An 11,522-nucleotide genomic window follows, 5' to 3' on the forward strand; every position below is an offset into this window, starting at 1 on the left:
TTGCGACTTCAGTGGTGAACTTGGCTTGGCCAAGCCTTGATATGAGTTTTCTTCAGGGGGCTGACCGAGTTGTCTGGGTGATGTACGCCGACCCCGCGCTGATCTTCGCTTGGCCAAGCCTGAGATCACGCTGATCTTTCAGGTCGATGTAACTCGCAAGATCACCACCGTCAGTCCCCTCTCCCTCTGGGAGAGGGCTAGGGTGAGGGAAAGGCTTTTGTCCGCTCAGCCGCCAACCCCTGACTTGCCGCGCGGTAAAAGGTAAACTTTGCGCCCTTCGCAGGAGCAGCCATGAATTATCGTCACGCCTTCCATGCCGGCAATCACGCCGATGTGTTCAAACACCTGACCTTGACCCGCCTCATCGCTCTGATGTCGCGCAAGGAGCAGCCGTTTGCCTATCTCGACACACACGCCGGCATCGGTCTGTATGACTTGCAGGGCGATCAGGCGAATCGCACCGGCGAGTACCTGGAAGGCATCGCGCGCTTGTGGGAGCAGCCGGATCTGCCGGCGCTGACCGCCGACTACATGAAGGTGCTGCACGAGATGAACCCGGACGGCCAGTTGCGCTACTACCCGGGTTCGCCGGAGCTGGCGCGGCGCCTGACCCGCCCGCAGGATCGGGTGATGCTCAACGAGAAGCACCCGGAAGACGGCGTGCTGCTCAAGGACAACATGGCCGGCGATCGTCGGGTCAAGGTTCACCTAGGCGAAGGCTGGCATGTCGCACGGGCGATGTTGCCGGTGCAGGAGAAGCGCGCGGTGATGTTGATTGATCCGCCGTTCGAACAGCTCGATGAAATGCAGCGTTGCGCGGCATCGTTGAAAGAAGCGATTGGCCGCATGCGCCAAACCGTGGCGGCGATCTGGTATCCGGTGAAGGACCAGCGTGCGTTGCGTCGGTTCTATCAGGATCTGGCTGGTACCGGTGCGCCGAAGTTGCTGCGCGTGGAACTGCTGGTGCACCCGCTGGATACGCCGAACAGCCTGAACGGTTCGGGCATGGCGATTGCCAATCCGCCGTGGGGGCTGGAAGAGGAATTGCGTGAGCTGCTGCCGTGGTTGTCGAAGAAGCTGGGGCAGACCCAGGGCGGCTGGCAGATGGATTGGCTGATTGCCGAGAGCTGATCAACGGCAAGATCAAAAGATCGCAGCCTGCGGCAGCTCCTACAGCGATCGTTCCCACGCTCTGCGTGGGAATGCCTCAATGGACGTTCTGCGTCCGCTGTTGGGACGCGGAGCGTCCCGGGCTGCATTCCCACGCAGAGCGTGGGAACGATCAGTCGGTGGGGTTAGTTGCCTGCCAGACTCGCTGGCATGCACACGCCGGTGCCGCCAATCCCGCAGTAACCCTCTGGATTCTTCGCCAGATACTGCTGGTGATACGCCTCGGCGAAGTACACGGTCGGCGCCTGTTCGATCTCGGTGCTGATCTCGCCCAGACCGGCTTTCGACAGCTCGGCCTGATAGGTCGCCTTGCTTTTCAGCGCCGCATCCAGATGCTCAGGCGAGGTCGCGTAGATCACCGAGCGGTACTGCGTGCCGATGTCATTGCCCTGACGCATGCCTTGCGTCGGGTTGTGCAGTTCCCAGAACATCGCCAGCAGCTCTTCGTAGCTGACTTTGGCCTTGTCATACACCACCAGCACCACTTCCGCGTGGCCGGTCAGGCCCGAGCAGACTTCTTCGTAGGTCGGGTTCGGCGTGAAGCCGCCGGCATAACCGACGACCGTGCTGACCACGCCTTCACGCTGCCAGAAACGGCGCTCGGCGCCCCAGAAGCAGCCCAGACCAAAGATCGCAAAATCGACGTCCTGGAAAAACGGGCCAAGCAGCGGGGTTTCTTCGAAGACAAAGTGCTTTTCAGGCAGGGTCATCGCGGTTTCGCGGCCGGGCAGAGCTTGTTCTTTAGTCGGGAGCACGTTTTTGTTCACCAGAATTTCCGAGCGCAGAACCATGATCGTTCCTCTCAGTCAGGTTGGATGTAAAAAGTCAGACCGCCAGTGTGCCGAATGATGCCCGGTTAATCACTACCCAAAATGTGCGGGTACTCGCTCAACATTGTAGGAGTGAGCCTGCTCGCGATAGCGGTGGGTCAGTCAGAGGGTTTGTTGCTGACACACCGCTATCGCGAGCAGGCGAAGGCCTACAAGGGATTTGCGGTGTTTATAGGCACAACGGGCCGCGCGGGTAGCGCTTCAGCGCCTGGATCAGTTCGCCGCCGGGGATCGGCCGGTCAAACAGGTAACCCTGTCCGACATCGCAACGATGACGACGCAGGAACGCCAGTTGTTCGGCGGTCTCGATGCCTTCGGCCACGACCTTGAGTTTCAGGTTGTGCGCCATGGCGATCACCGCTGAGGTGATTTCCATGTCGTCCTGGTTATCGGGAATTTCGTGGATGAAGCTGCGATCGATCTTGATGATGTCGATCGGAAATTTCTTCAGATAGCTCAGCGACGAATAACCGGTGCCGAAGTCGTCCATGGCAAGGGTCAGGCCGAGGCGTTTGAGCTGGTCGAGTTGCAAGTGCGTGTCTTCGGTGGCTTCCAGCAGCAGGCCTTCGGTCAGTTCCAGTTCGAGCAGATAGGCTGGCAGCGCTTCTTCCTTGAGGATGTTGGCGATGGAGGCGACCAGATCCGGGTCGGAGAATTGCTTGGGCGACAGGTTGATCGCCACTTGCAGATTGCCCATCCCGGCAGCGGTCAGCGCTTTGCTCATGCGGCAGGCCTGGCGCGCGATCCACTTGCCGATCGGAATGATCAGGCCGGTTTCTTCGGCGACGCTGATGAACTGGTCCGGGCGGATCATGCCGCGTTCCGGGTGGTTCCAGCGCAACAATGCTTCCATGCCCAGCAGACGACCGCTGCGCAGGCACAGCTTGGGCTGGTAGAACACGTCCAGTTCGTTCTGGGTCAGGGCGCGGCGCAGGTTGTTCTCGACGAACAGTTTGTAACTGGCCTCGGCGTTCAGCGCCTCGGTGAAGACTTGCACCTGATGTTTGCCGTTGGCCTTGGCCTTGTGCAGCGCCAGACCGGCGTTACGCATCAGCGTTTGCGGGTCGCGGCCGTGCAACGGCGCGCACGCCAGGCCGACCGAACCGGTAACGCTGATCAACTGGTTGTCGACGAACATCGGCTTGTCGAGGGTCGCCAGCAACTGGTTGGCGATCTGCTGGCCGGTCGCCAGATCGGTATCGTCGAGCAACACCGCAAACTCGTTACTGGCGAACCGCGCGAGGCTGCCGCTCGGACTCAGGCTGTTGCGCAAACGCCGAGCGAGACTGATCAGCAATTTGTCGCCAGTCTGGTGACCGAGGCTGTCGTTGATCCGCTTGAAGTTGTCGATGTCCACCAGCAGCAGGCTGATCGGCGTATCGCTGTCGCGGGCGAAGCGTTCGTCGAGATTGCGGATAAACGCCGGGCGATTGCCGAGGTTGGTCAGGTTGTCGGTGTAGGCCAGACGTTCAATGCGCTGCTGCGCCAGTTTGGTCTGGGTGATGTCTTCGTAGATGCCGATGTAATGCGTCAGTTCGCGGTTGTCACCGTACACCTTGGAGATCGACAACTGGCCCCAGTACGGTTCGAGGTTCTTGCGGCGGCTCTTGAATTCGCCCTGCCAGCTGTTGCTTTTGGCCAGCGCCGAGGGCGCGTCGAACAGCAGTTCACTGAGGTTTTCCAGCGCCGGCAGCTCGGACAGGCGCTGGCCGTGAACTTCTTCGGTGGTGTACTGGGTGATCGCGGTGAAGCTCGGGTTGACGTACTCGACCACGCCGTCGCAATTGACCAGCAAAAACGCGTTGGCGCTTTGCTCGACTGCACGCTGAAACAGGTGCAGGGCGCTGGTGGCGGTGCGACGATTGTGGTTGTTGATGACTTGTGCGAACTGGTCGGCCAGCTCGCCGGCAAAGGCGATTTCGTCGGACTGCCAGGCGCGGGTGACGCCAGTCTGCTCCAGGCACAGCACGCCTACCACCTGGCCATCGACGCGAATACTCGCATCGAGCATCGCGTTGACGTCGCGCGGGCGCAGCGCTTCGGCCATCTCCCGGGTGCGTGGATCGCGCATCGCGTTGTGTGCGTCGATGGCGCGGCTGCTGTGCAGCGCTTCCATGTAGTCGGGGAAACTGCTGATGTCGATCACGTCCGGGAGGATGTATTCCTGGGTCGCGCGGTGGTACGCGGAAATCGGCACCAGATGCTGGCCTTCGAGGTTCCACAGGCTGGCGCAGTCGATCTCATAGATATCGCAGGCGCAGCGGGTGATCAGCTCGGCGGCTTCCTGCAGCGAGTTGTGCGTGCTGTAGCGCTGACGTGCGAGCAGCAGAATCAAATCCTGCTGGGCGCGTACGCGTTCCAGATGCTGCAGTTGTTCCTGCTGGGCGCGCTGGTTGAGTTCCAGGGCGATCTGCAGGCGCGAATTCTGGGTTTCGAGGTCAACGGAGGGCAGTGGCGGTGCTTCGTCGAAGACGTGATCGACCGCCAGCAGATAGCCGCGCAGCAGATGACGGTTGTGTTGTTTGTAGGCTTCGCCCAGTTCCAGAATGTTCAGCGCACCGGCAGCCGTGTGCAGGGTGTAACGCACCAGATAATGCGGGCTGGCGGTCAACTGTTGCTGGATCGCGTCGTGCAGTTGATAACGCGCTTCGGGTTCCATCAGGCTGGCGTAGGGTGAGCCGACCAGCGCGCAAAGCTCGACGGCCGGCTGACCGAACTGGCGTTCGCAGTTGGGATCGAGAAACAGCATGGCCCAACTGGCTTCATTCAAGCGCTCGAAACGCAGCATGCCGAGCCGCGAGGGCACAGGCAACTGCGTCACTACCTCGGCCGCCATACGGCTGGCGGCATCGGGTTGGCTCTTCATGAAGGGAACTCGCTTGGAAATATGCTGAACGCGCCGGGCTCTCGCCCTCTTTACTGTTGCCTGCGGCAAGGTTGCATCATTGCGGCACCGACTGACAAGAGAGATGAAGGCCAAGTGCTATAAGAATATGTCGGCTGCACTGAACATTTCTCCAGCCCGTGGTTGAAAAGAGCCAAAGATCGCAGCCTGCGCCAGTGTCTACAGGGGAATGGCCCTCTGCAGGAGCTGCCGAAGGCTGCGATCTTCAAGGCTTAGCGCAGTTTTATGGCGATCGACTGCAGCTGTTTGCCATCGCGGTCGTGGTAATTGACCTGAATCTGCCCGGCCTCGACCACCAGGTGGGCGAAATTGTCTTCACTGACCACCGTGCTGCTCAGCTCATGTCGATAATCGCCGGCCGCCGTACGCACCAGCGGCTGATCAAGAATGAACGTGGACGCTTTGGCATATGGCAGCAGTTTGCTGTTGCACAGCGGTGAGGAGACCACGGTGTGGACTTCGAAATCCGGGTCTTCACTGTGACTCAGGCGAGCCGTCAGCGAGCCATGCACGTCCCCCGAGATGAACACGACATTCTTGATGCGCCGGGTGCGGATGGTTTCCAGCAGGCGCAGGCGCTGCTCGGGAAAGGCTTTCCAGGCGTCATCGCCGTTAAGTTTGCGATCCGGATAGAACATCACGCTGGTGACCACGAACTTGACCCGCGCCGTGCTGTGACTCAGCCATTTGAGCAGGGCCTGTTCCTGTGCCTCGTCGAGGATCCGTCGATCATCGCCTGACAAGTGGCGGCGGGTGCGACTGTCGGTGACAAACCATTCGATATCGCCGTCGCTGAATTGATACCAGTAATGCTCAAGTGTCGAGTGATCTATTTCACCGTTAATGGTCAGCGGATGTACCGGGCTATGACTGGCTTGATACAACTCATAAGCGGCCATGGCGTTGCGATATAAATCGCCGTCGGACTTGCTGGCATTGGCGGGCCAGTTATCTTCGATTTCGTGATCGTCGAGAATCATGTAAGTCGAAGTGCCGGACATCAGTCGTTTTATATTCGGCTGGGAAAAAGCCGCGCGATACTTGCTTAGGATATCTTTATAGTCGCGATCCGGTGCAAGTAGATTCAAATCGTCGACGTAAATTTGATCGCCGGTCATCAATACCGCGCTGATTGGCGGTTGTATGCCTTCGATCACCTGATTGATGGACGCGAAGATACGATCGCCCAATTGCGGCAGGACGGCGACACCGGCGGTCATGCGCAGGTAGCGGCAGGAGCCGACGATATAGGCTCTGGGCTGCAGGACCTTGCTGGAGCGGGTGCGCAAGCGGTAGATCTCTCGCGGCCATTGCAGCGGCAGTTCAGCGACGCTGTCCGGCGTGTGCACCGGATTCATCGGACTGAACCAGCCGGCCTGATATTCATATTCGGTGTCGCTGCTCAAGTTGTTCAGGGCGAATACTTGCGACATATCGCGTAATTCGCTCAGGCGTGCGAAGTTGCCGTTCGACCATTGTTGTGTACCGGAACTGCGAAAACGCACCCCGGCAAATACCGGCGCATTGTTGCGCCGCTCGCCACGCATGAATATGCGCGCATGATTAGTTGTAACGTGGCCGACAATCGGGCCGATAGTGGGTTTTAACATGTCGAATCCATTCGAATGAATTTTAATGAGTATGAGTTTTCGCGAAGTTTGCTTAGTTAAATTGGCTGCGCTTAGGTTAGTTGCGTGACGAATAAAAAAGATCGGCGCCAAGTCGACCAGACTTGTGGCCGATATCAGCGCAACATGTGGGAAAAAGACCGGAAGGATTTTTCAGGCAAAAAAAAGCCCCGCCAAACTGACGGGGTTGAGGTACGAGCGTGTGGCGCTCGAAAGGGTGCAGCAATCGGCCCTCCGTTGCCGGAGGGCCGATCGAGTTACAGCAGGATCGTGCGGATGTCCGCCAGCAGGCTGCCCAGACGCTGGGTGAAGCGTGCGGCAGCGGCGCCGTTGATCACACGGTGATCGTAGGACAGCGACAGTGGCAGCATCAGTTTCGGCTGGAAGGCTTTGCCGTCCCAGACTGGCTGGATGGTTGCCTTGGAAACACCGAGGATCGCCACTTCCGGCGCGTTGACGATCGGCGTGAAGCCGGTACCGCCAATGTGGCCGAGGCTGGAAATGGTGAAGCAGGCGCCTTGCATGTCGTCAGCGGTGAGCTTCTTGTCGCGGGCTTTGGCGGCCAGCGCAGCGGCTTCGGCTGCCAGTTGCAGCAGGCTCTTCTGGTCGACGTTCTTGATGACCGGTACCAGCAGGCCATCCGGGGTGTCGACGGCGAAGCCGATGTTCACGTATTTCTTGCGGATGATCGCTTTGCCGCTTGGTGCCAGCGAACTGTTGAAGTCCGGCAGCTCCTTGAGCATGTGCGCGCACGACTTGAGCAGCAGCGGCAGGATGGTCAGCTTGACGCCGGCCTTCTCTGCAACGGCTTTCTGTGCAACGCGGAAGGCTTCCAGCTCGGTGATATCAGCCGAATCGAACTGAGTCACGTGCGGGATGTTCAGCCAGCTGCGGTGCAGGCTCGACGCGCCGATCTGCATCAGGCGAGTCATCGGCACTTCTTCGATTTCGCCGAAACGGCTGAAATCGACGACCGGGATCGGCGGGATGCCCGCGCCACCGGTTGCGCCAGCTGCAGCGGCCGGTGCTTCCTTGGCCTTCTGCATCATCGCTTTGACGTAAACCTGCACGTCTTCTTTCAAGATACGGCCGTGCGGGCCACTGGCACCGACAGCGTTCAGCTCGACGCCGAACTCGCGAGCCAGTTGACGCACGGCAGGGCCGGCGTGAACTTTGGCGCCCGGTTTCGCTGGCGTAGCAGCCGGTGCGGCGGCTGGGGCGGCAGGTGCAGCGGCAGCCGGAGCAGCAGCGGCAGGAGCACTTGGTGCAGCAGCGGCAGCTGGCGCCGGGGCAGCAGCAGGTGCCGCGCCTTTGACTTTCAGCTTCAGAATCAGGTCGCCGGTACCGACTTCGTCATCCAGCTTGATGGAAACGCTTTCCACCACGCCAGCGGCAGGCGATGGGATTTCCATGCTCGCCTTGTCGGATTCCAGGGTGATCAGCGACTGGTCGGCTTCAACACTGTCGCCAGCCTTGACCAACACTTCGATGATCTTGGCTTTGCCAGCCGAACCGATGTCCGGAACGTGGATGTCCTGAACGCTGTCAGCAACCGGTGCAGCTGGCGCGGCTGCCGGAGCAGGCGTAGCGGCAGCGGCCGGTGCAGCAGCCTGAGCCGGAGCGGCAGCCGCAGGGGCCGCAGCACCTGCCACTTCCAGATCCAGAATCAGGTCGCCAGTGCCGACTTCGTCGTTGAGCTTGACGCTGATGGCCTTGACCACGCCAGCGGCAGGCGACGGGATTTCCATGCTCGCCTTGTCGGATTCCAGGGTGATCAGCGATTGATCAGCTTCGACGGTGTCGCCGACCTTGACCTGAATCTCGATGATCTGTGCCTTGCCCGACGAACCGATGTCCGGCACGTGCACTTGCTGAACCGAAGCGGCAGCAGGGGCAGCGGCAGGCGCGGCAGCAGCAGGAGCAGGAGCGGCGGCCGGTTTTTCTTCAGCCTTTTTGGCCGGAGCAGCAGGAGCAGGGGCCGCTTCAGCGGCGCCCTCGACTTCCAGCTCAAGCAGTTCGTCGCCTTCTTTCAGACGATCGCCCAGCTTCACTTTCAGGCTCTTGATGACACCGGCTTTCGGGGCCGGCACTTCCATGCTGGCCTTGTCCGATTCCAGGGTCAGGATGCTCTGGTCGGCTTCGATACGGTCGCCGACCTTCACAAACAGTTCAATTACTTCACCTTCACCGCTGCCGATGTCAGGTACGCGAATGAGTTCGCTCACAAAATGTCTCCTCAGCAGTCCAGTGGGTTGCGTTTTTCCGGGTCGATGCCGAACTTGACGATGGCTTCAGCCACCACCTTAGGTTCGATATCACCACGGTCAGCCAGTGCTTCCAGGGCTGCCAACACCACGAAATGACGGTCGACTTCGAAGAAATGACGCAGTTTCTTGCGGCTGTCGCTGCGGCCGAAACCGTCGGTGCCGAGGACTTTGAATTCCTTCGACGGTACCCACTGACGGATCTGCTCGGCGAACAGTTTCATGTAGTCGGTAGAGGCGATGACCGGACCTTTACGGCCGTTCAGGCACTCTTCGACGTAGCTCAGCTTAGGCTTCTGGCCCGGCTTCAGACGGTTGCTGCGCTCGACAGCGAGGCCGTCGCGACGCAGTTCGTTGAAGCTGGTAACGCTCCAGACGTCAGCGCCAACGTTGAACTCTTCACGCAGAATCTTCGCCGCTTCACGGACTTCACGCAGGATGGTGCCGGAGCCCATCAGCTGGACGTGGTGCGCCGCATCGCGAGTGTCTTCTTCGAGCAGGTACATGCCTTTCTTGATGCCTTCTTCGGCACCGGCCGGCATGGCTGGCTGCTGGTACGATTCGTTCATCACGGTGATGTAGTAGAAGATGTCCTGTTGCTCTTCGGTCATCTTCTTCATGCCGTCCTGAATGATCACCGCCAGCTCGTAGCCGTAGGTTGGATCGTAGGTGCGGCAGTTCGGGATGGTCGCGGCCAGCAGGTGGCTGTGACCGTCTTCGTGTTGCAGACCTTCACCGTTCAGGGTGGTACGGCCGGCGGTGCCGCCGATCAGGAAGCCACGGGTACGGCTGTCGCCGGCAGCCCAGGCCAGGTCGCCAATCCGCTGGAAGCCGAACATCGAGTAGAAGATGTAGAACGGCAGCATCGGCTGGTTGTGGCTGGAGTACGAAGTACCGGCAGCGATGAACGAGCTCATGGCGCCTGCTTCGTTGATGCCTTCTTCAAGGATCTGACCTTTCTGGTCTTCCTTGTAGAACATCACCTGGTCTTTATCGACTGGCTCGTAGAGCTGGCCGACGGACGAGTAGATGCCGAGCTGACGGAACATGCCTTCCATACCGAAGGTACGGGCTTCGTCCGGGATGATCGGAACGATGCGCGGGCCGATTTCCTTGTCCTTGACCAGTTGCGCGAGGATTCGCACGAAAGCCATGGTGGTGGAAATTTCACGGTCACCGGAGCCGTCAAGGATGGCCTTGAGGGTGTCCAGGTCCGGAGTCGGAACGCTGAAGCTTTGTGCGCGGCGCTGTGGAACGAAACCGCCCAGTGCAGTACGACGCTCGCTGAGGTAGCGGGCTTCGGCGCTGTTTGGCTCTGGCTTGAAGAACGGCAGGTTCTCCAGCTCTTCGTCCTTGACCGGGATGTCGAAACGATCGCGGAACAACTTCAGGCTGTCGACATCGACTTTCTTGGTGTTGTGCGCAGTGTTTTTCGCTTCGCCGGCACCGGTGCCATAACCCTTGATGGTCTTGGCCAGAATGACGGTTGGTTGTTCTTTGTGGTTGACCGCTTCGTGGTAAGCCGCATAGACCTTGTACGGGTCGTGGCCGCCACGGTTGAGTTTCCAGATCTCGTCGTCGGACAGATCAGCAACCATCGCCTTGAGTTCTGGCGTGTTGAAGAAGTGTTCACGGACGAACGCGCCGTCTTTGGCTTTGTAGTTCTGGTACTCGCCGTCGATGACTTCGTCCATACGACGTTGCAGGATGCCGTCGACGTCTTTGGCCAGCAGTGGGTCCCAGAAACGGCCCCAGATGACTTTGGTCACGTTCCACTGAGCACCGCGGAACACGCCTTCGAGTTCCTGGATGATCTTGCCGTTGCCGCGAACCGGGCCGTCGAGGCGCTGCAGGTTGCAGTTGATGACGAAGATCAGGTTGTCGAGCTTCTCGCGGCCGGCCAGGGAGATTGCGCCCAGGGATTCCGGCTCGTCGCACTCGCCGTCGCCCAGGAAGCACCAGACTTTCTGTTTGCCCGGCTGGATGAAACCACGGTGTTCCAGGTACTTCATGAAGCGTGCCTGGTAGATCGCCTGGATCGGACCCAGACCCATGGATACGGTCGGGAACTGCCAGAAGTCAGGCATCAGCCAAGGGTGCGGGTAGGACGACAGGCCCTGACCGTCGACTTCCTGGCGGAAGTTGTTCATCTGGTCTTCGGTGATGCGGCCTTCCATGAACGCACGGGCGTAAACGCCTGGCGAGGTGTGGCCCTGGAAGTAGATCAGGTCGCCGCCGTGTTCGTCGGTCGGGGCCTGGAAGAAGTAGTTGAAGCCGATGTCATACAGGGTCGCACTGGAAGCGAAGCTGGAGATGTGACCACCCAGGTCAGAATCTTTCAGGTTCGTACGCATTACCATGGCCATCGCGTTCCAGCGTACCAGCGAGCGAATGCGGCGTTCCATGAACAGGTCGCCAGGCATGCGTGCTTCGTGGGTTACCGGGATGGTGTTGCGGTAAGGCGTGGTGATGGCGTAAGGGAGCTGCGAGCCGCTGCGGGTCGCGAGTTCGCCCATACGGGTCATCAGATAGTGAGCACGGTCTTCGCCTTCTTTGTCGAGAACCGATTCCAGGGCGTCCAGCCATTCCTGGGTTTCGACGGGATCGAGGTCTTGCATGGCTTGCTCCAGGGCGGAAAGGCTTCCAGAATCGGTTGCCTGAGTTTGCGACTGGCCTTGTGGGCAGACGATTTAAAATTCTTGGATTGCCGATAGGTTGTTCCGGC

Annotated in this window: 6 protein-coding genes; 1 reads left to right on the forward strand and 5 read right to left on the reverse strand. The window is 59.7% G+C overall.

Annotated features, from left to right (window positions below):
* Positions 1-291: 291 nt before the first annotated feature.
* Complete coding sequence (locus AC5SEM_RS28365) at positions 292-1,131, forward strand: 23S rRNA (adenine(2030)-N(6))-methyltransferase RlmJ (RefSeq protein WP_064117137.1); 840 nt, start codon at positions 292-294, stop codon at positions 1,129-1,131.
* A gap of 164 nt (positions 1,132-1,295) precedes the next feature.
* Here the strand turns inward: AC5SEM_RS28365 and msrA are convergent, their stop codons facing one another.
* The 5 genes from msrA to aceE form a co-directional block, all read right to left on the reverse strand.
* On the reverse strand, positions 1,296-1,961 hold the full coding sequence (gene msrA, locus AC5SEM_RS28370; RefSeq protein ID WP_038360208.1) for a peptide-methionine (S)-S-oxide reductase MsrA: 666 nt from the start codon (positions 1,959-1,961) through the stop codon (positions 1,296-1,298).
* A gap of 208 nt (positions 1,962-2,169) precedes the next feature.
* Positions 2,170-4,866 (reverse strand): putative bifunctional diguanylate cyclase/phosphodiesterase, encoded by a 2,697-nt coding sequence (locus AC5SEM_RS28375; RefSeq protein WP_077570503.1) that lies wholly within the window; start codon positions 4,864-4,866, stop codon positions 2,170-2,172.
* A 251-nt stretch (positions 4,867-5,117) separates the two neighbouring features.
* Positions 5,118-6,515 (reverse strand): alkaline phosphatase D family protein, encoded by a 1,398-nt coding sequence (locus AC5SEM_RS28380; RefSeq protein WP_495471762.1) that lies wholly within the window; start codon positions 6,513-6,515, stop codon positions 5,118-5,120.
* Between the two features lie 275 nt (positions 6,516-6,790).
* Positions 6,791-8,758: a dihydrolipoyllysine-residue acetyltransferase gene (aceF, locus tag AC5SEM_RS28385; protein WP_495471763.1), complete on the reverse strand. Its 1,968-nt coding sequence runs from the start codon at positions 8,756-8,758 to the stop codon at positions 6,791-6,793.
* An 11-nt stretch (positions 8,759-8,769) separates the two neighbouring features.
* A complete protein-coding gene (gene aceE / locus AC5SEM_RS28390) occupies positions 8,770-11,415 on the reverse strand; it encodes a pyruvate dehydrogenase (acetyl-transferring), homodimeric type (protein ID WP_007915682.1) in 2,646 nt (881 codons plus the stop codon).
* Positions 11,416-11,522: the final 107 nt, after the last annotated feature.

Source organism: Pseudomonas sp. CH61 (genome assembly GCF_059429415.1).